We start from the raw sequence: 25,004 nt of genomic DNA on the forward strand, positions 1-25,004 counted from the left end.
GAAACAACTGTGGACGCTCTGGACTTGCTGCGGACGCTGCGCAGGCGGTGGGCACTGGCCGCTGTGCTGGCCGTGGGGCTCGCCGCCCTGCTGACCAGCGTCGCCTTCGTCGTTCCGCAGCAGTACCGGGCCAACGCCAGCCTGCTCGTGCTGCGCGCGCACGGCGGCGAGGACCGCAACCCCTTCGCCGCCGTCGACCCCGCGCAGGGACAGGCCGCGATCCTGCTGCTGAAGGTGGTGAACACGCCACCGATGCGGCAGCGCATGCTCGCCCAGGGCGCCACCGCCGATCTGGAGATCTCCAACGAGGGCAGCGGCACCGTCGCGGCGGACAGCCCGTTCATCACCGTCGTGGCGACCGGGCGGACTCCGGACTCGGTGCGCACCACGGTGGACATCGCCATGCGCGAGCTGCGCACGGAACTCAAGCGCAGGCAGGACGAGATGCGCGTGCCCGCTGAGGGCCAGCTGAGCCTGACGGTGATCGTCGGGCCGGAGACCGTCACCACGACGCGCTCGGAGCAGCTGCGCGCGCTCGCGATCAGCGGCGGCATCGGCCTGGTGCTGCTGCTGGCGATCGTCGTCATGGTGGACCGGGCGCAGCAGCGGCGCTCCCGCGTGCCGTTCGCGCTCGCCCGCAAGCAGGAGGACGGCGAACCCGAACCGATCGACCCCGCCCCGTCGGTGCAGCTGGCCGCCGAGCGCTCGGCCGCCGCGCGGGCCGCCGTCGCCAGGGCCAGCAAGAGCGCCACGAGCGGCGGTTCCATCGACCGCGAGACCGACGTGCTCGGCATCCGGTACCAACAACGCGTCGAGGACAAGGCGAACCGGTGACGCACCACGCCCCTGACTCCGTGAGCGCCCGGTGATCGCCGGGGCCACCGAGCGGTTGGTGGCGATCCACCGCGCGGAACGCCCGGAAACCCGGTCTCGGCGGAAGCGGCGTGGTCCGCGCGAGTTCTTCGCGGCCCTGCCCGCGCACTACGTCCTGGTGGCCTTCGCGGTGCTGCTCGCCCTGCCGCAGAACGTCGTCATCGCCGGGGTCGGCGGATCTCTCACACCGGCTCGCCTGATCGCCGCGGTCTGCCTGATCTGGTGGGTCGTCGCGCGGGCCGCCGGGGGCATGGGCGTGCGCGTCGACGTGAACCCGGTGCGCGCCACGGTGCTCGGCGGGTCGCTGGTGCTGTTGGCCGCGCACGCGCTCGCGCTCGGGTTGGGGACGCCGCCGGAACTGCTCGGCGGCGCCGATCGCGGCTGGATGCTCTACGCGCTCTGCGTCGGTGTCGCTCTGCTGGCCTGCGACGGGCTCAGCGGGCTCGGTGCCCTGCGGGCGGTGCTCGGCGCGGTCGTGCTCGGCGTGACAGTCTCAGCCATCGCCGCCGTCGCCCACTTCGCGGCGGGCATCGATCTGCGCGCGCTGATCTCCTTGCCCGGCACGGAGGTCCAGGGCATGGGTGCGATCAACCTCGCGCGCGGGGGGCTCGAACGAGCGCTCGGCTTCGCCAACCACCCGATCGAACTCGCCGCCCTCTCGGCGTCGGCGATCCCGCTCGCGCTGTACCTGGGCCGGTACGCGCGCTGGCGGCCGCTGTGGTGGGTGTGCGCCTTCGTGATGGCGGCGGGCATCGTCGTCAGCATCTCGCGCACCGGTCTGCTCGGACTCGCGATGATCGGTGTTTTCCTGTTGCCCCGCTTGGGATTCGTGCGCTGGGCGCTGGGCGCGATCGTGACGGCGGTGTTCGCGGCGCTGGCCATGACGGCCGAGCCGAAGCTGTCCGCGGTCGTCGGTCAGACAGTGGCCGGCTCCAGCAACGACTACAGCGTGTGGAGCCGCCTCGCCGACTACGAGTACGTCCTCGGGCGCCTCGCGCTGAGGCCGTTCAGCGGGCAGGGCTTCGGCACGTACACGGCTCCGCCGCAGCCGTACCTGGACAACCAGTACCTGTTCACCCTCGTGGAGTCCGGCGTCCCTGGCCTGCTGGTGCTGGTGGCACTGCTGCTGGTGCCGGTGATCTCGGCGCGCGCGGCCTGGGTCCGCTTGGGGCGCAAGGCGACCATGCCCGAGCTGCGCGATGCGGCCTGGGCCGTCGGCAGCGCGCTCGCGGTGGCGGCCATGTGCTTCGCGACCTTCGACGCCCTGGCGTTCCCGCAGTTCCAGGGCCTCACGTTCTTGTTGATCGGGATCGCGGGCGCCGTGGCGTCCTGGGAGCGAGCGGAGACGTCGCCATGACGCCACCTGTGCTGATCGCCGTCGTCACCTACAACTCCGCCGACGAGCTGCCAGGACTGGTGCACAGCCTTCCCGACGCGCTGGCAGGGGTGTCCTCCGCGCGGGTGGTGGTCGCGGACAACGCCTCCGCCGACGGCAGCGCGGAGCTGGCCAGAAAGCTGCTGCCCACGGCGGAGGTCGTGGAGACCGGCGCCAACCTCGGCTACGCGGCCGGGGTGAACGCGTGCCTCGCGCGTGCCAAGGAGGGCGAGGCGGTGTTCGTGCTCAACGCCGACGTCCGCCTCGCGCCGGGCTCGGTCGCGAAGCTGCTGGAGTCCTTCGCCGACCACCGCGTCGGCATCGCGGTGCCCGTGGTGACGCGCCCGTCCGGCGAACCCGAGCCGACGCTGCGCCGCAGACCGACGCCGCTGCGGGTGCTCGGGGACTCGGTGCTCGGAGCGCGCGCGACGGCGTTTCCCGTGCTGAGCGAGCAGATCCCGGCGGGCAGGCGCGAGGAGCCCGACTGGGCCAACGGAGCGACGCTGCTCGTCGCGCCGCACGTGTGGCCGCGAGTGGGGCCGTGGCGCGCGGAGCTGTTCCTGTACTCCGAAGAGGTCGACTACTGCCTGCGCGTCAAGGACGCCGGCTGGTCGATCCGCCAGGTCCCCGGCGCGCTGGCCGTCCACCGGGGCGGCGAGGTCGCCACGTCCCCCGCGCTCTGGGCGCAGCTGGTGACCAACCGTGTCGTGCACGCCGCGCGGTGGAACGGGCCGTCTGCCGCGAAGGCGGTGTGGGCGTTCTTGGTGCTGGCACAGGTGATTCGGCTGCCTCTGCGGCGAGGCACGCACGCGAGGGCGCTCAGCGAACTCGTGCGCGGGCGCGCGCGGCTGCTGAGCGGCGAACCGACCAACCCCGCCCAACCCGGCACCGGAGGCCGTGCATGAGCATCAGTCGTCGCGTCAAGGACGTCCTGCGCGCGACCGTCGGCCGCAACGTGCTCGCGACGTGGTGGTGGCGGGTGCGGTACTTCTCCGCCCAGCGCGTTTCCGCTCGCTTCGAGGACGCCGAGGTGGCCCGCCTCGCGAGGACCCTGCCGAATCCGCCGGAGGCGATGGTCACCGTGCTGGTCGCCACGTACAAGCGGCCGGAGGGACTGCGCAAGGCGGTGCACAGCGCGCTGAACCAGACCGTGCGCGACATCGCGGTGGTCGTCGTCGACGACGGCGGTGGCCAGACCGACGGGCTGCCCGACGATCCGCGCCTGACCGTGCTCACCTTGTCCGCCAACCACATCAGCTGCGGGCTGAGCCGCAACGTCGCGATGCGCCTGAGCCGGTCGCCGTACGTCGCCGTGCTCGACGACGACAACACGTGGCGCCCGGAACACCTCGAACACGCCTTGGCGGGGCTGGCCGACGGCAGCGCGGGGCTGGTCTACACGAGGGTCCGGCGGGTGCGCCCCGACGGCAGCGAGGTCGACGTGCTCGGCAAACCCTTCGACCGGCGCGCGCACGCCGACGACTCGTGGGTCGACGCGAACTCCCTGGTGTTCCGGCGCCGCCCCGGCCTGCGGTTCAACCCCTGGGCAAGGCCGAGATCGGTGCACCCCAAGGAGGACTGGGAGTTCGTGCACCACGTCTCGGCCAAGCACACCGTGCGCTACCTGCCCGTGACCACCGTGGAGTACTCGGTGCACAGCGGCAGCTACTTCAGCGACTGGGACGCCGACGCGCTCGGCGCCTGTACCGAAAGGGTCACATGACCGTCGAGCCGACCGCGGCACCGGGGGGCCTCGCCGGCCGGTTCCGCCGAGGGCTGTGGCTCAGCCTGCTCAACACGCTGCTCTCCCGCATCGGCACCTTCGTGATGGGCATCGTGCTCGCGCGACTGCTCGTCCCCGAGGAGTTCGGCCTCTACGCGACGGCGCTCGTCGTACAGGGGTTGTTGTTGGCGTTCAACGACTTCGGCGCGGCGACGGCGGTGGTGCGGCGCTCGGGGGACGTGCGGCCGATGCTGCCGACGGCGTGGACGATCTCCGTGGTCGGCGGGGCGATCGCCTTCGTCGCGTGCGCGCTCAGCGCCCCCGCGCTGTCCACCGCGCTCGGCAGTCCGCACGCCACCGAGATCGTGCGGTTCCTGGCGATCAACGTGCTGCTGGACGGCTTCGCCTGCGTGCCGGGCGCGATGCTCTCCCGCGAGCTGGCGCAGGCCCGCAGGCTCGTCGCCGACCTCACCGGGACTGTGGTCAACCTCGCGGTGACCGGCGTGCTGGCCTTCCTCGGGGCGGGCGCGTGGGCGTTGGCGATCGGCCACGTCTCCGGCACCGCCGTCGTGGTCGTGCTGCTGTTCGTGCTCAGCAAGCACTGGCCGCGCCTGGGTTTCTCCTCGGAGTACTTCAAGGAGGTCGGCGGCTACGGGATCTCCGTCGTGGCGTCCTCACTGCTGCTGATGCTCGCGCAGAGCGTGCCGCAGATGGTCACAGGCAGCGTGCTCGGAGCGACCGCGCTCGGCTTCTTCTACCTGGCCAGCAACGTGTCGAACTGGCCGGTGTCGATCGTCTCCGGCACGGTCGAGCGGGTCGCCCTCGCGGTGTTCGCCCGTGCCCGCGACAACGGCACCGACCTCGACCGGGCCTCCGGCGGGGTGATGGGGCTCGTCGGCGTCGCGGTGCTGCCCGGCGGTGTCGCGCTGGCTCTGCTGGCCGGTCCGCTCGTCGAGCTCGTCTACGGCCACCAGTGGGTCCCGGCCGCGCTCGTGCTGAGCGGCCTGGCGATCGCCGCGATCGGGCGGGTGTTCGCCGACATGGCGCTCAACCTGCTGCTCGCCGTCGGCGCTCCGCTGTCCTCCGCGCTGATCCAGCTCTCGTGGCTGGTGGCCCTCGTGCCCACGACGGTGGCCGCCGCGCACGCGTGGGGGCTCGCCGGGATCGGGTGGGCGCAGGCCGTGGTGGCGCTGTTCGTCGCGGTCCCGGTGCACCTGTGGGGTCTGCGCCGGGTGGGCGTCGGGATCATGTCCCTAGTCCGGGGGATTCTGCCCTCGTTGCTGTCCGCTGTCGTGGTGGCGGTGGGCCTGGTGCTGATCCGGGTGTTCTCGACGAGCCCGCTACTGAGCGTCGCACTCGGCGGAGTTTTCACCGCCGCGGTCATCGCGTACGGGTGGTTTCGGTTCCGCCACACCTTGGACTCGGCCCTTCTCCCCACCGGGTAGGAAAGCGCGGTTCGACGTAGCATTTCCCCTGGTGAGAGGTGGTGGTTGGAGTGCGGGGACGCAGGGCTCGGTTACTGGTCGCACTGGTGTCCGCGGTGGTGCTGCTCGCCGCGTGCGGAACCGCTGTCGAACCGACGCCCCCGCCCGACCGCTCCGACCGCAGCTCCCAGCGCGCTCCGATCCCGGTGCCGAGCCCGATGCGCCCCGGCACCTTCTTCTACGTCGACCCCGAGGCCAACGTCGTCTCGTGGTTGCGGCACAACGGCTCCGACGGCAGGGCTCCGACGATCGACGAGCAGATCGCCAAGCAGGCCACCGCTCGGTGGATCGGGCCCGGCGACAACACGCACAGCCGTGTGTCGAGCTTCGTCTCCGGTGCCTACGCCAAGGGCCAGTTGCCCGTGCTCGTCGGCTACAACATCCCCAACCGCGACTGCGGCAGCCACTCCGCGGGCGGGGCGCGCTCGGCCGAGGAGTACCTGAGGTGGATCGAGGTGGTGGGCCGGGCGATCGGTGACCGGCCCGCGCTGCTCGTGCTCGAACCCGACGCGGTGATCCACCTGGAGTGCCTCGACGAGGCGCAGCGCCAGGAGCGCAAGCGGACCCTGACGGCCGCGGTGTCCGCGCTCAACCGGCTGGCCACCTCGACGTGGGTCTACCTCGACGGCGGCGACGGCGCGCAGAACCCGGCGGAGCGGGTGGCGGCGGGCCTGGTCGACTCCGGCGTCGGAGCGGGCGCGCGGGGCTTCGCGGTCAACGTCTCCAACTTCAACAGCACCGAGGACGCCACCCGGTACGGGAACCGGCTCAAGCAGATCCTGTCGAGCAAGCACGGCGTCGAGACCGGCTTCGTCATCGACGTCAGCCGCAACGGCAACGGCTCCGACGGGAACTGGTGCAACCCGGGTGGTCGCAGGCTCGGCGGCCCGCCCCAGGTCGGCGGCCCCGGCGGGACGGACGCGCTGCTGTGGGTGAAGCGGCCGGGGGAGTCCGACGGCAACTGCGGCATCGGCTCCGGTACCGACTCCGGTGTGTTCTACCCGGAGCTGGCCATGAAGCTCATCAACGGCGACTGATCGGTAACAACGTTCCCGCCCGCTCCGGGGATTCGCTAGCCTCGGCGGCATGAATGACCAGCCCGAGCTGCGGGTCGGCGATGTCGAGCGCGAACAGATCGCCCAGCTGCTCAACCAGGCCGTCGGCGAGGGCCGGCTCACCCTGACCGAGTACAACGAGCGCGTCGGGCTCGCCTACGCCGCCCGTACCAGGGGCGAGTTGGACCTGGTCGTCGCGGACCTCCCGGTCGCCGTCCGCCGCTCCGCCGCCGCACCCCTGCCCGCCGTCTACGAGGGCGGCACCGGCAAGCGCCAGTGGGCCGTCGCGGTGATGAGCGGCGCCGTGCGCAACGGCCGCTGGCGGGTGGAGTCCGAGGTCACCGCGCTCGCCATGATGGGCGGCGTCGAACTGGACTTCCGCAAGGCCGTGCTCACCTCCAAGGTCACCACCGTCACCGCCGTGGCGATCATGGGCGGCATCGAGATCACCGTCCCGCCCGGCGTGAACGTGGAGGTCGGCGGCTTCAGCTTCATGGGCGGCAAGGACGTCAACGTCGACGAGGACTCGGTGACCCCCGACTCGCCGACCATCCGCATCAACGGCTTCGCCCTCATGGGCGGCATCGAGATCGTCACCAAGCACCCCAAGCGCAAGCAGATCGAGGACTGACCCCCTCACGCGAGCAGGGGGGTGGGGACCGCGGTGGCGTTGTGCCGGGTCAGCCACGCGGTGACGTCCACAGTGGACAGAGTGGTGCCGCCGGAGCGCCACTCGGCGATCACCGAGGCGGTCTCGGCGGGGCCGTCGGCGATGAGCCACGGGCCGTCGGGGTCCACCGCCGCGGCGAGCTGAGGGGGCACCACCGAGGGGCGGCCGTGCTCGGCAGCCTCCAGCATCTTCACGCTGATGCCCGTGGACGCGCCGAAGCGGGGCACCACCACGACTCCGACGGCTCGGTAGAAGTCGGCCTCCTCCTCGACACGGCCGAGCGCGGTCACGTTGCGGTGGCCCGCGTAGCTCTGGGTTCCGTTGCCCGCCAACACGTACGGCACGTCCTGGCCGAGCCGGTCCAGCTCCGCGCGCACGGGCCCGACCAGTGCCGCGAGGGCGCGTTCGTTCGGCGGCCAGCTCGCCTTGCCGATGAAGCCGACCGCTTCGGCCTCCGCCGAAATTACCTGGGGCAGCAGCGGTAGCGGCAGGTGCGAGGCACCGATCCCCCACCCGCGCAGCACGTACGCGTCGGTGCGCGAGAGCGCGAAGACCTTGTCCGGCAAGGAGAGCAGCCGTCGCTCAGCGCGGGGCAGGCGCCACGTCTCGCCCAGCAGGCGCAACGGGCGCGGGGAGTGCTCCGCCGCGATCGTCGCCTCCACGTTGTGCGCGATGTGCGAGGCCACGGGCACACCGGCCGCCTCGGCGAGCAGCAGACCGGGCCATCCGCTGGTGATCACCTGACGGCCCACCGCGCGTTCCCGCAGCAGGGCCGCCGCGCGCCGCCACCCCGGGAAGACCGTGAACTTCCTGGCCAGGTAGGGCTCCGGGCTGGTCAGCATGCCCGCCGCCACGCGGAGCAGCCGCGCGCGGTCGCCCCGAACTTCCAAGGGCACCGAGCCCGCGGAGTGGCACGGCACGCCCTCCTCGGTCCAGCTGCCCTCGTCGCCGGTCACGCACACCACGTCGACGTCGTGCTCCTGGCTCAGCACCGCGAGCAGGCGCCGATCCACCCAGCCGCTGCCGCCAAGAGCGCGGTTCCCCAACGGATACGTGGTCACAAAGCAGAGCTTCACGCGCCCCTCCGAAGTCCGAGCCGCTGCGCGAGAACCCTGCCCAGGAACAGCGGATTGCCCACGACGTAGCGCTGGAACAGCCGCCGGGGTTCCTGGGCGAGCCGGTAGAGCCACTCGATCCCGGCGCGGCGCATCCACGCGGGAGCGCGCTCGACCTTGCCCGCGGTGAAGTCCAGGAAGGCGCCCACAGCGACACCCAACCGCGCGCCGGTCGCGGTGAGGTAGCGGTCCAGCCACAGTTCCTGCGCCGGGTTGCCCATCGCCACGACCAGCACTTCCGCGCCACTGGCCCGAATCCGCCCGACAACGGCCTCCACGTCCTGCGAGAACCCGTGCTCCGTGCCCGCGATCTTCAGCCCGGGGATCGCCGCGACCAGCTTCTCCCCGGCCGCCTCCGCGATCCCCGCCTCCCCGCCGAGCAGGTACACCGCGGCTCCGCGATCAGCGGCCTCGCGCAGGATCTTCGGGGTGAAGTCGGTCCCGTTGAGGTTGGCGGGGAAGGCCTGCCCGAGCAGCTTCGCCGCGATGGCCAGCCCGGAGCCGTCGTTGAGCACCAGCGCCGCGTCCTCCAGCACCCGCCGGTACCGGGCGTTCGCGCAGGCCACGTTCAGCGAGTGCGCGTTGGCGTAGGCGACGACCGAGGCCGACGGTCCCTCGAACAGCCGCTTGACTTCGGCCAGGGCCGCTTGCTCGGTCAGCTTGGCGACGCGCACACCGAGGATCGGCACGGTCGGGATGTCCGTTCGCATGTAACTATCTTGCCGCCTCCGCCGATGGGGTGAACGGCAGGACCGTCTTGTACAACAACACATTCCGGTTTCGAAGGTGTCCTATGTGCACAGTTGGCCGACCGAGGTGAGGGCGCGTGCGCTCGCCGGTGCCCTCGTCCGCAGGATCCGCCCGCGCCACCCCGGTTGGCCCGCCGTCCTCGGCCCCGAGCTGGACCAGGGCAGGCGCCTGCGGTTGCGCCCGCCGCGCGTGGAGGACGCCGAGGAGTGGGCGCGCGTCGTCCGAGCCGACCAGGCCCTGTTGGAGCCGTGGTGGCCGAGCAGCGAGCAGTCGTGGGCCGAGCGCTCCGACGTGGCGCGGTGGCAGGAACGCGCCTGGTCGGCCTCGCGCACCGCGCGCAAGGGATACCTGGTGCCGATGGTGATCGAGGTGGACGGGCGCTTCGGCGGTGAGATGGTGCTGGACCGCGTCGACCGCGCGCACGGCACCGCCGAGCTGGGTGCCTGGGTGGCGTCGGACTTCCACGGCACCAGCGTGGCGCGGCGGTCGCTGAGGCTCATGGTGCGGCACGCCTTCGCCGAGGTCGGTCTGCGGCGGATCGTCGCCCCGGTCGGCATCGGCAACCGCGCGGCCAAGCTCGTGCTGGCGCGCAACGGTTTCCGCAAGGAGGGCGTGCTGCGCGAGCACATGCACGTCGGCGGTAAGTTGCTCGACCACGAGTTGTGGGCGTTGCTGCCCGAGGATGCGGACTGGCTGTGAACGAGAACGAGACCTTCGCCCGCTCGGCGAGCATGCAGGCGCGGCTGCACGAGCTGGTCCCCGGCGGCGCGCACACCTACGCGCGCGCCTCCGACCAGTACCCCGAGCACATGACGCCGATCCTGGAGCGCGGCAGCGGCGCGCACGTCTGGGACGTCGACGGCAACCGCTTCGTCGAGTACGGCATGGGCCTGCGCGCGGTGACGCTGGGGCACGGCTACGAGCCGGTGCTCGCCGCCGTCCGCGAGGCCATGGCCAACGGGATCAACTTCACCAGGCCGACCGCGCTCGAACTCGCCGCCGCCGAGGACTTCCTGGCCGGGGTGCCGGGCGCGGACATGGTGAAGTTCGCCAAGAACGGCTCCGACGCCACCACCGCCGCGCTGCGGCTGGCCCGCGCGGCGACCGGGCGGGACAAGGTCGCGATCTGCGCCGACCAGCCCTTCTTCTCCGTCGACGACTGGTTCATCGGCACCGCCGGGATGAACGCGGGCATCCCGGAGTCCGCGCGCGAGCTGACGGTGTCCTTCCGCTACAACGACCTGGACTCGCTGCGCGCGCTCTTCGAGGTCCACAGTGGACAGATCGCGGCGGTGTTCCTCGAAGCCGCGACCGCGCTGCGCGAGCCCGACCCCGGCTTCCTCGAAGGCGTGCGCGAGATCTGCGACCGCGAGGGCGCGGTGCTGGTCTTCGACGAGATGATCACCGGCTTCCGCTGGGCGGCCGGTGGGGCGCAACAGGTCTACGGCGTGCGCCCGGACCTCTCCTGCTGGGGCAAGGCGATGGGCAACGGCTTCCCGATCGCCGCGCTCGCGGGCAAGCGCGAGCTGATGGAGCTGGGCGGGCTGCGCACCGACGCGGCGCGGGTCTTCCTGCTCTCCACCACGCACGGCCCGGAAACGGCTTCACTGGCGGCTTTTCGGGCCGTCGTCCGTGCCTACCGCGAGACCGACCCGGTCGGCGTGATGGAGCGGCGAGGTGCTGTGCTGGCCGACGCCGTCAACGAGCTCTCCCTCGAACTGGGGACCTCGTCGGCGGTCTCGGTCATCGGCAGGCCGTCGTGCTTGGTGTTCACCACCGCCGACGCCGAAGGCAAGCCCTCGCAGGAGTTCCGCACGCTGTTCCTCCAGGAGCTCTTGCGGCACGGTGTGCTCGGCCAGTCCTTCGTGATCTCCGCCGCGCACACCGATGCCGACGTGGAGCACACGGTCAACGCCGTGCGCGCCGCGCTGGAGGTCTACCGCAAGGCGCTGGACGCCGGGAGCACGGACGGGCTGCTCGACGGGCGCCCGGTCGCTCCCGCGCTGCGCTCCCACGCCGAACCGAGGCGACTGCCCGACCGCTGAGCCTCCACCAGCAGCACGGCCACGCCGATCGCCATTGCGAGCACGGCGTGCGAAGCGTGCGGGTTGGTCAGGTCGAGGCCGTGCCGGGTTCCCTCGCGCACGCCGTAGGCGCAGATCAGCAGGCCCGCGAGCGGCCAGCGTGAGTCCACAGTGGGCAGTGCGCGGTCGACCCTGCGGACCACGCGCAGCACTCCGATCAACGCGATCGTGCTGAGCGCCAGCCACAACGGCCTGCTGAGCCACCACCCGAGCCCGGGGGAGGGAAGCAGGAATTCCGGCGCCAGCAAAGCGATTCCGAGCAGCATCGCCCCGGCGGGCAGGTGCCACAGGTACACCGGCATCGTGAGCGGGTTGGCGCGCTTGAGCAACCGCTGAGCCCGCTCGCCGGAGAGCTTGCGCGTGGCCCACGGCTCGACCAGCAGGAACACGCACACCTGCGCGAACGCGAGCACGATCATCGCCAGCGTCGGCGGCGACAGGTTGGAGATCGGCACGCCAGGCAGGCCCAGCATGCTCGGCGGGTACGGCCCGGCGAACACCATCGTCACCATCACGCCGACCGCCGCGAGGACGAGCGCGGACAGCCACGGGCGGGTGAGCTTGGCGAAAGAGCCTCGTGCGTAAGCGATTCCGAACTGGTGCGCGGTCAGCCAGACGAACAGGAAGTTCACATCGCCGCCGATGCCGATGTCGGCGACCAGGCCCACGGTGGAGAACCGAATGAAGTCCACAGTGGACACAACGGCGGTCATGACGAGCGGAACGGCCAGGCCGAACCTGTCGTGCAGCCGCACCATCAGCGGTGCGAGCGCGACGACGACCAGGTAGATCGCCAAGAACCACAAGGGTTTCATCACCTGGTGGCCGACCGTCGCGACCGGCTGGAGGCCGAGCGTGCCGCCCGCCGTGCTCACCGCGGAGAACAACACCACCAACGGGATCGCCGGAATCATCAGGCCCATCGCGCGCTTGGCCAGGAAGGACTCCCCGCGCGCCCGCGCAGCGTCGACCCCGGCGGTGTTCGCGTAGCCGCCAGCGAAGAACACCAGCGGCATCACCTGAAGAACCCAGGTCAGCGTCCACATCACCGGTCCGCTGACGCCGATTCCCACGCGCACGGCGCCGTTCTCCACGCCGACGTAAGCGCCGAACCAGTGGGCGAACACGACCAGCGCCACCGAGCCGACGCGCACCGCGTCGATCACCGGGTTGCGTTCCTTCATGTCCATCCCCTCACGGCCGCCGAACTGCCCATGCTCAGGCTGACGACGAGAAGGCCCGAAACGGATCTGGCAGGCCTCCGACCTGCGTGGCGGCCCGCCCCACGCACGGGGTGGGGCCTGCCCTACCCCGATGCCGGGTCGGTACGGTGACCTCGTGACCGAGCAGCAGGACTTCACCGCTTCCAAGCCCGACCAGCGCATCCCGGTGAGCCGCTGGCTGGTCCCCGCAGTGGTGGTGGTCGCCCTCGTCGCACTGGTCTTCGTCTCGACGGGCAGGGGCGGGGGAGGTGGCGAACAGCCTGCCGCCGCACCGAAGCCGACCACGCAGACGAGCGCTCCGGTCGTCGACGACGGCACGACGGGCAACATCGACGTCTCCGTCGGCCGCCGCCAGGCCGGTGACCCCTACGCGATGGGCAAGGTCGACGCGCCGGTCGTGCTGGTCGAGTTCGCCGACTACCGCTGCCCGTACTGCGTGAAGTTCGCCACGGACACCAAGCCCGAGCTGATCCGCCGCTACGTCGACACCGGCGTGCTGCGCATCGAGTGGCGCGACTACCCGATGTTCGGCGAGGAGTCGCAGTACGCCGCGCTCGCCGCCCGCGCGGCCGGTCGCCAGGGCAAGTTCTGGCCGTACCACGAGATGGCCTTCGCCGAGGCCCCGCGCCAGGGCAGGGCGTCCTTCCCGCGCGAACGCCTTCTGGAGATCGCCCAGCGCGTCGGTGTCGCCGACCTCAAGCGCTTCGAGGCCGACCTGGCCGACCCGAAGATCGCCGAGGAGATCAAGGCCGACCTCGACGAGGGCCGCAGGCTCGGCGTGAGCGGCACTCCCGCGTTCGTCCTCAATGGACGGCCGATGGTCGGCGCCAGGCCGCTGGAGGAGTTCGTCGCGGCGATCGAGCGCCTCAAGAACCAGCGATGAGCTCGGAGGTCGGCTACCTCGGCGCGCTGCTCGGCGGGGTCCTCGCGCTGGCGAGCCCGTGTTCGGCGTTGCTGCTGCCCGCTTTCTTCGCCTACGCCTTCGAGAACCCGAAGCGCCTGCTCGCCCGCACGGCGGTGTTCTACTGTGGACTGATCACCACGCTCGTCCCGCTCGGAGTGGCCTCCGCGGCGCTCGGCGCGCTGTTCACCCAGCACCGTTCCACCGTCACGCTCGTCTCCGGCATCGTGCTGATTCTGCTTGGTACCGCACAGATCCTGGGCAAGGGCTTCGGTTCGCGGCGCGCTCAGGAAGCCGCCGCGCGCATCACGGTCGGCTCAGCCGCATCCGTCTTCGCGCTCGGCGCCGTCTACGGCTTGGCGGGCTTCTGTTCCGGCCCGATCCTCGGCGCGGTGCTCACCGTCGCCGCCGCGGGCGGAGATCCCGTGTACGGCGGAGTGCTGCTCGCGGTCTACGGACTCGGGATGGTGCTGCCGCTGTTCGCGCTGGCGTTGTTGTGGGAGCGGCTGAAGCTCGGCCAGCGCGCGTGGTTGCGCGGTCGCGAGGTGAAGATCGGCCCGCTGCGCGTGCACAGCACGACCTTGGTCTCCGGGCTGCTGTTCATCGCGATCGGCCTGCTGTTCGTGCTCACCGAGGGAACCGCTGGGCTGAGCGGACTCCTCGACGTGGACACGGAGTTCTCGGTGGAGGTCTGGGTTCGTGGTGTCGCGCAGTCCGTGCCCGACCTCGCGGTGATCGCAGCGATCGCGCTGGTGCTCGCCGCCGTGTTCGTGGTGCGGCGCCGTCGCTCAGCCCGGTAGCGGCAACCGCAGCGCCCGCGCCGCGATCCCGCGCAGCGACACGTCCTCCGGTGTGGACGGTGTGCCGATCCACACCGCCTGGACGACGCGGACGCGCTTGGTGTCGCGAGAGGACGCGAAGGCGGCTCCGTCGAAGGAGGTCGGCCCGTTCGTCCAGCCCTTGCCCGAGGCCACCAGGTCGCTGACCGCGCCGGTGCCCGCGGTGTCGGCGAGCTTCTGGAAGTCCTCGGCGTCGGCCGCGTCGGAGAAGCTCACCACCGCGATCGACACGGCCGCCCTGCGCGGTTCCGTGACCTCGAACAGCGTCCGGATGAGCCCGGCGCACGGGTGCGCGTCGAACCAGGTCTGGATGTCGCCGTAGGACTCGCGCGCGCAGTTCGTCGCTTTCTCGTTGCCCCTGGGCGTGAAGTCCAGATCGTCCACAGTGGACCGTGTGCTGGTCGGAGCCGGAGGCTGCGCGGTGGGCTGCTCCTGGCCACCGCTCGTGGTGATCAACACGACTGCGAGCGCCACGACGGCCAGCAGCGCAGCGATGAGCAGTGGTCCACGTTTCCGCTTGGGCGGCAAGGAAACCCGAACCGTTTCGGCGACATCCTGGTAGCGGGGGATGAGCGCGGTGCTCGCGCTGGCGAGGTCGGCGGTGACCGCGTCCGGGAAGCCCTCGGCGATCAGATCGCCCGAGTGCATCCTGCCCGTTTCCTCGTGCAGAGCCGCGAGCACCTTGCACGCCTGCTCGGCGGTGCACGGGCGGTCGCTGATGGCCAGCTCGCGCACGGCGCTGAGCAAAGTGGACGGTTTCGGGTGCAGCACGCGGACTCCGCGATGGATGTCCGAAGTGGGCTGGATGACCCGTTCGACGTACGGCCCCACCGCGATCACCGTGCACACCGGCAGCGGCTCGGCCCGAACTTCCTGCAACCGCGCGGAGACCGCCCGCGTCGCGGCGAGCGCCTCGTCTGTCGGACTGCTCGCGCCGTCGTGGCGGGTCAGCGGCCACCCGTCGACCTTCCACTGCCCCTGCAACGGGGCCTCCACGCGCAGCGCCGGGCTCGGCAGGTCGACCCCGACCACCACGAGCACCACGCGCGGTAAGACGATCAGCGCGTCCAGCGGCCGCGTGCAGCCGGGCGGGGTGACTCCGAGCAGCGCGACACCACCGAGCACCGATGTGCCGTCGCCCCACGCGGCCAGGGCAGCTCGCACGTCGGCGCCGACCTTGGTCGGCTCACCACCGAGCCGAACCAGCCGCACGGCCCACCTCCTGCACACGACGAACTTCGGGGAGACTCTTCGCGGCACACACGGTAGCCTCGGTCACCCCGACCGGTGACCGCGGCCATCCGATCACGGTGCGCGGTCGGCGGCCGATCGTCGCGGGCAGTGTCGTGGAGGCGTGCTCCGCCCGCGTCGAAGGTCTCGGGTGGATGTCGCCGCGTTGGTTCTTATGGCGCACCACCGCGGTTAAGGGCAAAATGACGCCATGTGATCGCCGGGCGGTCACCTGCTGAAGAGCACTGACAGGGCGTAGGGGAAGACGTCCCTCGTCAGCAGCGGAGGTCAGCAGTGAGCAACCGGGGCATCACCAGTGGGGTCGTGTACGTCCACTCCTCGCCGTCAGCGGTCTGTCCGCACGTCGAGTGGGCTATTTCGGGCACCCTGGGCGTCCGCGCTGACCTCAAATGGACAGCACAACCCGCGGCGCCGGGGCAGCTCCGGACCGAGTGCGCCTGGACGGGCGACGCCGGGACGGGCGGCAAACTCTCCTCAGCGCTGCGCGCGTGGCCCATGCTGCGCTTCGAGGTCACCGAGGAACCCAGTCCCGGAGTGGACGGCGAGCGCTTCTGCTTCGCGCCGGGGCTCGGCCTGTGGCGTGCGCGCACTAGTGCCAACGGCGACATCGTGGTCAACGAGGACCAGCTGCGCTCCCTCGTCGGCAACCGCGGCGTCGAGGCCATCGCGCACCGCGTCTCCGAACTCGTCGGCTCCGCGTGGGACGACGCCCTCGAACCGTTCCGCAGAGCGGGTGACGGTGCTCCCGTGACCTGGCTGCACCGGGTGGGCTGAGCCGGGCCGTTCGGCGGCTGTGGCACGCTGGTGCGGTGGTGCCGGTGAGGACGTCGAAGCGCGCCGGGCAACGCTGGTTGCTTCCGGTGGTGTTGGTGGCTGCCGTGTTCGCGGTGGGTGTCGGGCTCGGTGTCCGTGAGCTGTCCGCTCGCGTGGAGACACCCGTCGTCCCCGCCGTCGTGCTGCCCGAGACCACCTCGCGCAACCCCGTGAACCAGCCGGGACCCGACACCGTCCAGCTCACCAAGGACGCCGCCGGCCACCCCCACGCCGAGGAGATCCGCGAGCTGTTGCAGCGCCACTTCAGCGCCATCAACCGCGGTGACTACGAGGTGTGGAAGACCACCGTCGTCCAGGCCCGCGTGCAGGAGATGCCCCAGGCCAAGTGGCGCGCCGAGTACGAGTCCACACAGGACGGCAGCATCTACGTGCACCGCGTCGACGTCGCCCCCGGCGGCTCGCTGCGCGTCATGCTCACCCTCGTCAGCGTGCAGGACCCCAGCAAGGCCCCGCCCGAGCTGCGCGCCAGCTGCGTCCAGTGGCGCGTCGTCTACCCCCTCGTGCCCGAGAACGGCAACTGGAAGATCAGCCACGGCCTCTACAACAGCGCCCGCACCGCCCGCTGCTGACCTCTTCCACTCCGCACTCCGCGCTACGCCCGCACTCCGGCAGCCTGGTCCCGGCTCTCCGCCAACGCCGCACTCCGAAGGCCCGCCCCGGGTTCCCCCGTCTTCAAGTACTACGAACCCCCACTCCATATGTCTTCAACCGCCCCAAACCCTCCGCACAGTCCGTGGTCGCACGGCCGAGTGAGGGTGCTGCGGCGGAGGCGGAGTGCTGGCGATCGGCGTGGTGTCCACCCCCGCCTCGCCTCAACGCGAGCTGCCCCTCCCCAACGGCCCGTTTGGTGCGTTGAGCGCCCTGAAAGGGTCATTCGGGGAGTTGAGGTACCTGAATGAGTCATTCAGGGCTTAAGCGACGGGCGCGAGCTGGGGGATGGGGATGCCGGAGAAAGCGAACGACCCGGTGAGCGTGGAGGCTCACCGGGTCGTGCGCGGGTGGTGCTAAGCCTTGGTGAAGGCCAGTGCGACGTTGTGCCCGCCGAAGCCGAAGGAGTCGTTGACGGCGGCGTCGAGCTTGATGTCGCGGGCCTCTCCGGCCACGATGTCCAGCTCCACGCGGGGGTCGACGTTCTCCAGGTTCAGGGTGGGCGGGACCACGCCGTGGTACAGCGAGAGCACGGTCGCCATGGACTCCACCGCGCCGGAGCCGCCGAGCAGGTGGCCCAGCGCGGACTTCGGAGCGGTGATGACCGGGTGCGTGCCGACGGAGCTGGTGATGGCCATCGCCTCGGCGACGTCCCCGACCGGGGTGGACGTGGCGTGCGCGTTGACGTGACCGATGTCGGCGGGGGAGAGCCCGGCCGTGGTCAGCGCCTTGGTGATCGCCCTCGCCGCGCCCTTGCCCTCGGGGTCGGGCGCGGTGATGTGGTGCGCGTCGGCACTGGTGCCGACACCGGCGAGCTTCGCGTAGACGCGGGCGCCGCGCGCCTTGGCGTGGTCCTCGCGCTCCAGCACGAGCAGACCGGCGCCCTCGCCGAGCACGAACCCGTCGCGCCCGGCGTCGAAGGGCCGCGAGGCGCGCTCGGGCTCGTCGTTGCGCGTGCTCATGGCCCGCATCTGGCTGAACCCGGCGACCGGGAGGCTGGTGATGCACGCCTCCGCGCCACCGGCGACCACGACGTCGACCTCACCGGAGCGCAGCATCCGCCACGCCCAGGCCATGGCCTCCGCGCCGGAGGCGCACGCCGAGACCGGCGCGTGCACCCCGCCGCGGGAACCGAGGTCGAGACCGACCCAGGCGGCCGGGCCGTTGGGCATCAGCATCGGCACCGTGAGCGGTGAGACCTTGCGCTTGCCGTGCTGCTCCAGGAGGTCGTCCTGGTGCAGGATGGTCAGCGCCCCGCCGATCCCGGTGCCCACCACGACGGCGAGCCGCTCGGGATCGATCTCGGGCCGACCGGCGTCGGCCCAGGCCTCGCGGGCGGCGACCAGCGCCACCTGCTCACAGCGGTCCAGACGCCGCGCCTCGACGCGGGGCAGGACCTCCGTCGGGTCGACCGCGAGGTGCGCGGCGATGCGCACGTCGAGCTCGAACCGCTCGGCCCAGTCGCCCTGCATCTTGGTCACGCCGCTGCGGCCGGCGACCAGTCCGTCCCACGTGGACTTCGCGTCACCGCCCAGCGGGGTCGTCGCCCCGATGCCGGTGACGACCACGTCGGGCAAACTCATGCGTTCGAGGCGATGTAGTTCACCGCGTCGCCGACGGTCTTCAGGTTGACCAGCTCGTCGTCCGGGATCTTCACGCCGAACTTGTCCTCGGCCTGCACCGCGACCTCGACCATGGACAGGGAGTCGATGTCGAGGTCGTCCACGAAGGACTTCTCGGCCTTGACGTCCTCCTGGTCGACACCCGCGACCTCTTCGACGATCTCGGCAAGGCCCTGCAGGATCTCTTCGTTGCTCGCCACGTGCGTGTTCCTCTCTTGACTTCCCACCGACCGGAAGAGCGCAGCCGCGCTCCCGGAGTTCTCGTTGCCGCCCGTCAGGGGCAGATGACGACCTGGCCCGCCGAGACCAGACCCGCGCCGAAGCCGACCAGCAGCAGCACCTCGCCCGAGGACAGCTCCCCGGCCCTGCGCATGTGGTCGATGGCGATCGGGATGGAGGCCGCCGAGGTGTTGCCGCTGTGCACGATGTCCCTGGCGACCTTCATGTCCTCGCGCGCGCCGCGCCCGCGCAGGCTCCGCGCGATGGTCTCGATGATGCGCAGGTTGGCCTGGTGCGGGATGAGCGCGTCGATGTCGGAGAGCTTCACCCCGGCCCGCTCGCAGGCGCGCTCCGCGGTCGGCCACACCTCGGTGGTCGCCCAGCGGAACACCGACTGGCCCTCCTGGAAGACGAAGTTGCGCTCGGTGATGCCGATCGTGCTCGACAGGTCACCCCGGCTGGTCCAGGAGACCGGGCCGATCGCGGGCTCGTCGGCGGGACCGACCACCGCGGCGCCCGCGCCGTCGGCGAAGATGATCGCGGTCGACCGGTCCTCCCAGTCCACCCAGTTGGAGAAGCGCTCCGCGCCGATCACCAGCACGTGCCGGGCGGTGCCGGAGCGGATCAGGTCGGTCGCGTTGCCCAGCGCGTAGCAGAAGCCCGCGCACGCGGCGTTGACGTCGAAGGCGCCCGCGCCGGTGATGCCGAGCGCGTCGGCGACCCGGGCGGCGACGTTGGGGATCGGCACCGACATGGTGCAGGTCGCCACGATCACGGTGTCCACATCGGACGGTGAGATGCCGGAGTCGGCCAGCGCCGCCCTGCCCGCCTCGGTGGCCAGCACGTGCAGCGACTGCTCCTCGGTGGCCAGCCTGCGCTCGGCGATGCCGACGCGGGAGCGGATCCACTCGTCGGAGGTCTCGATGACCTTGGCCATGTCGTCGTTGGTGACCACGCGGTCGCCCTGCGCGGAGCCGAAGCCCAGCAGCCTGCTGCCGCGCGAACCTGCGGGCAGCTGGATCAGCGGTCGGGACTCGGTCACACGGCACCAACGATCAGTTCGGCGGCCCTGTCGAGGTCCGCGGGGCTCTTGAGGGGGAGGCGGTCGACCTGCGGCAGCTCGCGCTTCACGAGGTTGACCAGGGTGCCCGCCGGCGGCAGCTCGATCACGGTGGTGACGCCGCGCTCGGCCAGCGTGGCCATGCAGGCGTCCCAGCGCACGGGCAGCGTCACCTGGGCGACCAGCCTGCGCAGGGCGTCGTCGCCGTCGGAGACGACCGCGCCCTCGGCGTTGGACAGCAGCGGGCGCACCGGAGCGGCCGGGGTGATGCTGGTGACGCGCTTGCCGAGGGCCTCCTCGGCGGGCGCCATGAAACGGGTGTGGAAGGCACCGGCGACGGCCAGCGAGCGGATGCGCGCGGACGCGGGCGGCTCAGCGGTCAGCTTCTCCAGCATGGCCACCGAACCGGCGGCGACGACCTGGCCCTTGGCGTTGCGGTTGGCCGGGTCCAGGCCCAGCTCCGCCAGGCGCGAGAGCACCTCGTCCTCGTCCCCGCCGAGCACCGCGCTCATGCCGGTCGGCTCCAGCGCGCACGCCGCGGCCATCTCGGCGCCGCGCACGGCGGCCAGTTCGACGGCCTCGTCGGCGGTGAGCACGCCGCTCACCGCGGCGGCGGCGAGCTCACCGACCGAGTGGCCGGCCACCGGGACGTCGGTGGGAACCTCGACCCGGCGGGCCAACTCCTCGAACACCAGCACCGACAGCGCCACCACGAGGGGCTGCGTCACGGCGGTGTCCTTGATCTCGTCCGCGCTCGCGGTGGTGCCGAGCCGGATCAGGTCCAGCCCGGTCGTCTCCGACCAGCGCGCCAGCCGCCGCTCGGCACCGTCCAACTCCATCCACGGAGTGAGCATGCCGGGCGACTGGGAGCCCTGTCCTGGGGCGAGCAGCGCGATCACGTGCCCACTGAACACGGTCAGCGTCCTCGGCCGGGATGCCGTCGCTGACGAAGTACGGCCACCGATTCTGTCGGGTGTCTACAAAGGTCCGCGTGCCGCGCGGGTTTGCCCACCCCACGACGCCCAGGATGCGGGAGCGTTCACGCAGGGTTAACCCGAGGGAGCGTGCTAACTGCGTCACAGTCGTTTGTTGAATGCACACGAAAACGTGTTCACCAGTGACCGCGAGCACGCGCGAGCCTGCCGACGGCCAACGACATCCGCAGCACCAGGCCGTCGCGCGGGTCGGAAGCGGTGTAGCCGGTGAGCTCGGTGACGCGGCGCAGGCGGTACCGCACGGTGTTGGGGTGCACGAACAACCGCTTCGCGCAGCTCTCCAGCACTCCGCCGACCTCCAGGTAGGCCTCGACCGTCTCCAGCAGCGAGCCGCCGACGTCCACCAGCGGCCGGACCACCTTGTCGATCATCTGGCGCTCCGCCTCGGGATCCCCGGCCAGCGCGCGCTCCGGCAGCAGGTCCGTCGAGCGCACGGGGCGCGGCGCGTCCGGCCACGCCACCACGGCGCGCAGGCCGGAGAGCGCGTCGGCCGCACTGCGGTAGGCGTCGGCCAGCGCGGCGACGGTGGGACCGGCGACGACGGGGCCCTTGTCGAAGGCGTCGGACATCCTGGTCAGCACCTCGTACCCGGCCGGGCTGTCCACCGGACCGGCGAGCACCACGACCAGGCGGGAGCCCTGCACGCTCAACAGCACCGGACGCCCTATCCGCGCCGCGCGGCTGCGCACCTCGTAGACCACGGCGGGCGGGTCGTCGGAGGGGGAGGCGCCGACCAGCACGGTGGCTTCGGCGGCCGGGTCCCAGCCGAGCGCGGCCGCGCGTGAGAGCAACGACTCCTCGGCGTCACCGCGGACGATGCCGTCGACCATGAGCGCTTCGAGGCGGGCGTCCCACGCGCCGCGCGCTTCGGCCGCGGCGGCGTAGGAGGTGGCGGCGGCGAAGGCGATCTCCCTGCCGTAGCGCAGCACCGCCTCGGTCAGCACCGCCCGCTCGACGTCGTCGGCGGCGAGCGCGGGCAGCTCCCGCTCCAGGATGTTGATCGCGATGCGGACCAGCTCGACGGTCTGGCGCAGGCTCACCCAGCGCGAGAAGTCCTTGGGAGCGGCGCGAAAAGCCTCGGCGGTGAGCCGGATCGCCTGCGTCGGGTCGCGCAGCCACTCCACGAAGTTGGCCGCGCCGGTCTGGATCACCAGCAGCACGCTGGCCCGCTGGTCGGCGGGCAGCCTGCGGAACCAGGGCAGCAGCTGGTCCATCTCGCCGATGCTGGAGGAGGCCAGCCCGCCGGACGCGCGTTCCAGGGTGCGCAGGGTGCTGGAGGACATTCCTCTCAGCGGTGGCACGTCGTCGGCGGATGCGGTCATGGGCTACACGATCGCACGTCGCCGACCGGCGCGATGCCAGGTGTGACGGGACAGGGCTGGAAACGCCGAAACCGCTCGGCGCACGCGCCGAGCGGTTTCGGGGTCCCCGGTCCCCACCGGTGTGTCCACTCTGGACGGACGCGGGCGCGGGGGCCAGTTCTCTGACCCGATCGAGCTAATGTCGCCGCCGCCGGTTTGCCGGGCGCGGAACGGGGAGCACACCGGGGCGGGGGACAACCGCAACGATCCCTGGAGGAACCATGGGAGCCGAACTGCGCAGTGGCCTTGCCGACGCGTGGTCGATGATCGCCACCTTCCTGCCCAAGCTGCTGGGCTTCCTGCTGGTGCTGCTGATCGGCTGGCTGATCGCCAAGGGACTGTCCAAAGTGGTCGGTCTGGTGCTCGGCAAGGCCGGGTTCGGCAGGCTGGTGGAGAAGGCGGGCATCGGCCACGTGCTCGCCCGCTCGCGGCTGGACGTCGGCGAGCTGATCGTCAAGCTCGTCTACTACTTCGTGCTGCTGATCGCCCTGCAACTGGCCTTCGGCGCGTTCGGGCCGGGCAACTCGGTGAGCCTGCTGCTCAACGACGTCATCGCCTACCTGCCGAGGATCGTCGTCGCGATCGTGCTCGTGCTGGTGGCCGCGGCGATCGCCAGGGTGCTGCGCGACCTGCTCACCTCCGCGCTCGGGCCGCGCCCCTTCACCCGCCCGCTGAGCACGCTCGCCTACGCGTTCGTGCTGGCGCTGGGCGTGATCGCCGCGCTGAACCAGCTAGGCATCGCGACCACGGTGACTCTGCCCGTGCTGATCACCGTGCTGGCCACGGTCGGCGGCATCCTCGTGGTCGGTGTCGGCGGCGGTCTGATCCGGCCGATGCAGCAGCGCTGGGAGGGCTGGCTGGACCGGCTCCAGACCGAGGCCAACACCTCGCGTGCCACGGCCGCCATGCAGGACATGCCCACCCCGGCCGCTGGAACCCCGATGCCCGGCGCGCCCGGTGGCACGATGCCGCCCGGCACCCCGCCGCCGTACGGTGACCAGCATCCGCCCAAGGACGCATAAGGGCGTCGGAAGTCACTTCTGAGGAATAGCCCCGGTGCGCGACACTGTTGGACTGAATCACGTAGAAGTCGTGCGCTACCGGGGTCGGTGAAAGTCCGAACCGGCGGTGACGGGGGAGACCCCGAAGCCCGCGACCCGCTGGCAGCCAGCTAGCGGTTGACCTGGTGTGAGTCCAGGGCCGACGGTGAAAGTCCGGATGGTAGGCAGCGCACGCGCGTGTTGACGGTGTGCGCTGCCCGCACGCCGTCCGCCGCGTTGTGCCGCCCCGGGACCGCAGGGGAGAGGAGAACGCGGTGGACGTGCTGGTCACAGAGGGCCTCACGCTGTTCGGGCAGAAGATCTCCTACGCCGAGCTTTTCGGTCAGCTGTGCGCGCTCGCGGTGGTGTTCCTCGCCCAGCGCCGCACGCTGTGGACCTGGCCCGTGCAGGTCGGCGCGACCGTGCTGCTGTTCGCGGTCTACCACTCCGCCGAGCTCGGCGGCCTCGCGACCCGGCAGGTCGTCATCTTCGCGATCTCGCTCTACGGCTGGTGGGCGTGGACGCGCAAGCAGGACCCGGTGTACGGCGTCGTGGTGCGCAAGGCGACCGGGGCCGAGCGCTTGGTGCTCCTCGGCGCGATGGTGGTCGGCACTGTGGCGGTGGCCCTTCTCCTGGACGCGTTGGACCAGTCCTGGGCGCCGTGGCCGGACGCGTGGATCTTCGTCGGCACCGTGGTCGCGTTCGCCGCGCAGGGCAGGGGACTCGTCGAGTTCTGGTTGGTGTGGCTCGCCGTGGACGCGGTCGGAGTGCCGTTGCAGTTCGCCTCGGGCCTGTACTTCTCGGCCGCCGTGTACATCGTGTTCTCGGTGCTCGTGGTGCGCGGTCTGCTCGATTGGATGCGAACGGCTGACCGCCACCGAGTCGCAGACACTGCTCTGAAGAGCTCTTGACCTGCGGGTAGCCGCGCGTGGACGACCTTGCCCGAAGAGGCCGCCTTCCTCGGGAAGGTCGCGGCGGGCTCGCGCCGGGTCAAGATCGACCAGATCGGCTCGACCGTGCAGGGCCGTCCGATCCAGCTCGTGCAGATCGCCGAGCCGGGTCCCCGGCCCGCACCGGCGACCGCGGCGGGCTCCGTCGTGCTGTTCATCTGTTCGCAGCACGGTGATGAGCCCGCCGGGCGTGAGGGCTGTCTGAGCCGCATCCGCGACCTCGCGTTCTCTCGCGACGCCGAGATCGTCCGGATGTTGCGCGCCACCACGGCGGTGTTCGTGCCGACCGCCAACCCCGACGGCCGCGTCGCGGACACCAGGGGCAACGCGAACGGCGTGGACATCAACCGCGACCACATCGCGCTGGAGACCCCGGAAGCGCGCGCGACCGCGAAGGTCTTCAAGGACTACAAGCCCGACATCGTCCACGACCTGCACGAGGACGGCACGACTCCGCCGTACTACGAGAAGGACGTGACGTGGTTGTGGCCGCGCAACCTCAACGTCGCCGACCGCGTGCACGACGAGTCGGAGAAGCTGTCGTGCGAACGCCGTGTGCAGATCGAGCTGGCCACGACCTTCAGCCGCAATCTGGAGCCCTTGAAGCGCAAGCTGGTCTACTTCGGTGGCGCGGACAACCAGGCGCCGAAGCCGGAGGAAGTGCTCAACCAGCCGCCGTGCGGGTACCGGCTCACGTCCGCGCAGTTCGCGCAGGTCCAGCAGAAGTTGGAGCTGCACGACGTGCACAGCTGGTCAACGGGCGGCGGGCGCTTCGTGCCACTGGCGCAGCAGGCTCGCGGGCTGATCCCGCTGTTGCTGGACGCGAAGGGCCAGTACAAGATCACCACGGCCGAGCGCGTCAGCACCTGCTGATGTTCTTGTGCCGCAACGGTCATCGCGCTGTGTTTCTGGTAGGTGAAGATGCGGGCATC

25 protein-coding genes and 1 riboswitch are annotated in these 25,004 nt (G+C 71.3%); of the genes, 16 read left to right on the forward strand and 9 right to left on the reverse strand.

All coding sequences use genetic code 11. The features are described 5' to 3' along the window. The first annotated feature begins 9 nt into the window (after positions 1 to 9). The 7 genes from ABD798_RS23585 to ABD798_RS23615 are packed head-to-tail and all read left to right on the forward strand — an operon-like array spanning position 10 to position 7,141. A complete protein-coding gene (locus ABD798_RS23585; protein WP_344878450.1) occupies positions 10 to 834 on the forward strand; it encodes a hypothetical protein in 825 nt (274 codons plus the stop codon). A 31-nt stretch (positions 835 to 865) separates the two neighbouring features. After that, positions 866 to 2,230, forward strand: coding sequence for an O-antigen ligase family protein (locus ABD798_RS23590; protein ID WP_344878453.1), 1,365 nt, complete (start codon positions 866 to 868; stop codon positions 2,228 to 2,230). After that, positions 2,227 to 3,153 (forward strand): glycosyltransferase, encoded by a 927-nt coding sequence (locus ABD798_RS23595; protein WP_344878456.1) that lies wholly within the window; start codon positions 2,227 to 2,229, stop codon positions 3,151 to 3,153. The genes ABD798_RS23590 and ABD798_RS23595 overlap by 4 nt, the downstream gene beginning before the upstream one ends. Then, positions 3,150 to 3,971, forward strand: a complete 822-nt coding sequence (locus ABD798_RS23600) for a glycosyltransferase family 2 protein (RefSeq protein WP_344878458.1) — start codon at positions 3,150 to 3,152, stop codon at positions 3,969 to 3,971. The genes ABD798_RS23595 and ABD798_RS23600 overlap by 4 nt, the downstream gene beginning before the upstream one ends. Continuing rightward, complete coding sequence (locus tag ABD798_RS23605) at positions 3,968 to 5,416, forward strand: lipopolysaccharide biosynthesis protein (RefSeq protein WP_344878461.1); 1,449 nt, start codon at positions 3,968 to 3,970, stop codon at positions 5,414 to 5,416. The genes ABD798_RS23600 and ABD798_RS23605 overlap by 4 nt, the downstream gene beginning before the upstream one ends. Before the next feature lie 50 nt (positions 5,417 to 5,466). Further along, positions 5,467 to 6,492 carry a glycoside hydrolase family 6 protein gene (locus ABD798_RS23610; protein WP_344878463.1) on the forward strand — a complete coding sequence of 342 codons (1,026 nt, stop codon included), beginning with the start codon at positions 5,467 to 5,469 and terminating at the stop codon, positions 6,490 to 6,492. A 49-nt stretch (positions 6,493 to 6,541) separates the two neighbouring features. After that, positions 6,542 to 7,141, forward strand: coding sequence for a DUF1707 SHOCT-like domain-containing protein (locus ABD798_RS23615; protein ID WP_344878467.1), 600 nt, complete (start codon positions 6,542 to 6,544; stop codon positions 7,139 to 7,141). 5 nt (positions 7,142 to 7,146) lie between these two features. On the opposite strand, the gene ABD798_RS23620 is transcribed toward ABD798_RS23615, so the two are convergent. Further along, a complete protein-coding gene (locus ABD798_RS23620; protein ID WP_344878470.1) occupies positions 7,147 to 8,256 on the reverse strand; it encodes a glycosyltransferase in 1,110 nt (369 codons plus the stop codon). Next, entirely contained in the window at positions 8,253 to 9,005 is a 753-nt protein-coding gene (locus tag ABD798_RS23625; RefSeq protein WP_344878472.1) for a WecB/TagA/CpsF family glycosyltransferase, read from the reverse strand. The genes ABD798_RS23620 and ABD798_RS23625 overlap by 4 nt, the downstream gene beginning before the upstream one ends. Positions 9,006 to 9,090: 85 nt before the next feature. On the opposite strand from ABD798_RS23625, the gene ABD798_RS23630 reads away from it, so the two are divergent. Further along, positions 9,091 to 9,744, forward strand: a complete 654-nt coding sequence (locus ABD798_RS23630; protein ID WP_344878476.1) for a GNAT family N-acetyltransferase — start codon at positions 9,091 to 9,093, stop codon at positions 9,742 to 9,744. 32 nt (positions 9,745 to 9,776) lie between these two features. Beyond that, entirely contained in the window at positions 9,777 to 11,090 is a 1,314-nt protein-coding gene (locus ABD798_RS23635) for a glutamate-1-semialdehyde 2,1-aminomutase (RefSeq protein WP_344878697.1), read from the forward strand. On the opposite strand, the gene ABD798_RS23640 is transcribed toward ABD798_RS23635, so the two are convergent. Then, positions 10,982 to 12,313: an acyltransferase family protein gene (locus ABD798_RS23640; protein WP_344878479.1), complete on the reverse strand. Its 1,332-nt coding sequence runs from the start codon at positions 12,311 to 12,313 to the stop codon at positions 10,982 to 10,984. The two genes, ABD798_RS23635 and ABD798_RS23640, sit on opposite strands and share 109 nt — an antisense overlap. A gap of 154 nt (positions 12,314 to 12,467) precedes the next feature. Between ABD798_RS23640 and ABD798_RS23645 the strand changes: the two genes are divergently transcribed. Together ABD798_RS23645 and ABD798_RS23650 are read left to right on the forward strand one after the other, a co-directional pair. Next, positions 12,468 to 13,235: a DsbA family protein gene (locus ABD798_RS23645; protein WP_344878482.1), complete on the forward strand. Its 768-nt coding sequence runs from the start codon at positions 12,468 to 12,470 to the stop codon at positions 13,233 to 13,235. Beyond that, a complete protein-coding gene (locus ABD798_RS23650; protein WP_344878485.1) occupies positions 13,232 to 14,053 on the forward strand; it encodes a cytochrome c biogenesis CcdA family protein in 822 nt (273 codons plus the stop codon). The genes ABD798_RS23645 and ABD798_RS23650 overlap by 4 nt, the downstream gene beginning before the upstream one ends. Here the strand turns inward: ABD798_RS23650 and ABD798_RS23655 are convergent. Beyond that, positions 14,042 to 15,304 carry a hypothetical protein gene (locus tag ABD798_RS23655; RefSeq protein ID WP_344878488.1) on the reverse strand — a complete coding sequence of 421 codons (1,263 nt, stop codon included), beginning with the start codon at positions 15,302 to 15,304 and terminating at the stop codon, positions 14,042 to 14,044. The genes ABD798_RS23650 and ABD798_RS23655 overlap by 12 nt on opposite strands. 312 nt (positions 15,305 to 15,616) lie before the next feature. Here ABD798_RS23655 and ABD798_RS23660 point away from each other — a divergent pair, with 312 nt between their 5' ends. Together ABD798_RS23660 and ABD798_RS23665 are read left to right on the forward strand one after the other, a co-directional pair. After that, the gene (locus ABD798_RS23660) at positions 15,617 to 16,117 is read left to right on the forward strand and encodes a DUF3145 domain-containing protein (protein WP_344878491.1); all 501 of its coding nucleotides are present in this window, start codon (positions 15,617 to 15,619) and stop codon (positions 16,115 to 16,117) included. 44 nt (positions 16,118 to 16,161) lie between these two features. Beyond that, positions 16,162 to 16,746 (forward strand): hypothetical protein, encoded by a 585-nt coding sequence (locus tag ABD798_RS23665; protein ID WP_344878494.1) that lies wholly within the window; start codon positions 16,162 to 16,164, stop codon positions 16,744 to 16,746. A 435-nt stretch (positions 16,747 to 17,181) separates the two neighbouring features. On the opposite strand, the gene ABD798_RS23670 is transcribed toward ABD798_RS23665, so the two are convergent. The 5 genes from ABD798_RS23670 to ABD798_RS23690 all read right to left on the reverse strand — a co-directional run bounded on the left by ABD798_RS23670 (position 17,182) and on the right by ABD798_RS23690 (position 22,043). Beyond that, positions 17,182 to 18,408, reverse strand: a complete 1,227-nt coding sequence (locus ABD798_RS23670; RefSeq protein WP_344878497.1) for a beta-ketoacyl-[acyl-carrier-protein] synthase family protein — start codon at positions 18,406 to 18,408, stop codon at positions 17,182 to 17,184. Next, positions 18,405 to 18,647, reverse strand: a complete 243-nt coding sequence (locus ABD798_RS23675) for an acyl carrier protein (RefSeq protein ID WP_344878500.1) — start codon at positions 18,645 to 18,647, stop codon at positions 18,405 to 18,407. Before ABD798_RS23675 ends, ABD798_RS23670 begins: the two co-directional genes overlap by 4 nt. A gap of 74 nt (positions 18,648 to 18,721) precedes the next feature. Continuing rightward, the gene (locus tag ABD798_RS23680) at positions 18,722 to 19,708 is read right to left on the reverse strand and encodes a beta-ketoacyl-ACP synthase III (protein WP_344878503.1); all 987 of its coding nucleotides are present in this window, start codon (positions 19,706 to 19,708) and stop codon (positions 18,722 to 18,724) included. After that, positions 19,705 to 20,640 carry an ACP S-malonyltransferase gene (locus tag ABD798_RS23685; protein WP_344878506.1) on the reverse strand — a complete coding sequence of 312 codons (936 nt, stop codon included), beginning with the start codon at positions 20,638 to 20,640 and terminating at the stop codon, positions 19,705 to 19,707. Before ABD798_RS23685 ends, ABD798_RS23680 begins: the two co-directional genes overlap by 4 nt. Before the next feature lie 197 nt (positions 20,641 to 20,837). Beyond that, a complete protein-coding gene (locus tag ABD798_RS23690) occupies positions 20,838 to 22,043 on the reverse strand; it encodes a PucR family transcriptional regulator (protein ID WP_344878509.1) in 1,206 nt (401 codons plus the stop codon). A gap of 260 nt (positions 22,044 to 22,303) precedes the next feature. Between ABD798_RS23690 and ABD798_RS23695 the strand changes: the two genes are divergently transcribed. The 3 genes from ABD798_RS23695 to ABD798_RS23705 all read left to right on the forward strand — a co-directional run bounded on the left by ABD798_RS23695 (position 22,304) and on the right by ABD798_RS23705 (position 24,945). Continuing rightward, positions 22,304 to 23,104, forward strand: coding sequence for a mechanosensitive ion channel family protein (locus ABD798_RS23695; protein WP_344878512.1), 801 nt, complete (start codon positions 22,304 to 22,306; stop codon positions 23,102 to 23,104). A 70-nt stretch (positions 23,105 to 23,174) separates the two neighbouring features. Then, positions 23,175 to 23,316: riboswitch (FMN riboswitch) on the forward strand. Positions 23,317 to 23,397: 81 nt separating this feature from the next. Continuing rightward, positions 23,398 to 24,033 (forward strand): nicotinamide riboside transporter PnuC, encoded by a 636-nt coding sequence (pnuC, locus tag ABD798_RS23700; protein WP_344878515.1) that lies wholly within the window; start codon positions 23,398 to 23,400, stop codon positions 24,031 to 24,033. A 27-nt stretch (positions 24,034 to 24,060) separates the two neighbouring features. Continuing rightward, positions 24,061 to 24,945 (forward strand): M14 family zinc carboxypeptidase, encoded by an 885-nt coding sequence (locus ABD798_RS23705; RefSeq protein ID WP_344878518.1) that lies wholly within the window; start codon positions 24,061 to 24,063, stop codon positions 24,943 to 24,945. Positions 24,946 to 25,004: the final 59 nt, after the last annotated feature.

The organism is Allokutzneria multivorans (assembly GCF_039537405.1).
Taxonomy (GTDB): domain Bacteria; phylum Actinomycetota; class Actinomycetes; order Mycobacteriales; family Pseudonocardiaceae; genus Allokutzneria; species Allokutzneria multivorans.

Coding starts and splice junctions, on each gene's coding strand:
- ABD798_RS23695 (WP_344878512.1), top strand. CDS start 22,304: ATGGGAGCCGAACTGCGCAGTGGCCTTGCCGACGCGTGGTCGATGATC.
- ABD798_RS23635 (WP_344878697.1), top strand. CDS start 9,777: ATGCAGGCGCGGCTGCACGAGCTGGTCCCCGGCGGCGCGCACACCTAC.
- ABD798_RS23615 (WP_344878467.1), top strand. CDS start 6,542: ATGAATGACCAGCCCGAGCTGCGGGTCGGCGATGTCGAGCGCGAACAG.
- ABD798_RS23595 (WP_344878456.1), top strand. CDS start 2,227: ATGACGCCACCTGTGCTGATCGCCGTCGTCACCTACAACTCCGCCGAC.
- ABD798_RS23650 (WP_344878485.1), top strand. CDS start 13,232: ATGAGCTCGGAGGTCGGCTACCTCGGCGCGCTGCTCGGCGGGGTCCTC.
- ABD798_RS23640 (WP_344878479.1), bottom strand. CDS start 12,313: ATGAAGGAACGCAACCCGGTGATCGACGCGGTGCGCGTCGGCTCGGTG.
- ABD798_RS23625 (WP_344878472.1), bottom strand. CDS start 9,005: ATGCGAACGGACATCCCGACCGTGCCGATCCTCGGTGTGCGCGTCGCC.
- ABD798_RS23690 (WP_344878509.1), bottom strand. CDS start 22,043: ATGACCGCATCCGCCGACGACGTGCCACCGCTGAGAGGAATGTCCTCC.
- ABD798_RS23605 (WP_344878461.1), top strand. CDS start 3,968: ATGACCGTCGAGCCGACCGCGGCACCGGGGGGCCTCGCCGGCCGGTTC.
- ABD798_RS23670 (WP_344878497.1), bottom strand. CDS start 18,408: ATGAGTTTGCCCGACGTGGTCGTCACCGGCATCGGGGCGACGACCCCG.
- ABD798_RS23600 (WP_344878458.1), top strand. CDS start 3,150: ATGAGCATCAGTCGTCGCGTCAAGGACGTCCTGCGCGCGACCGTCGGC.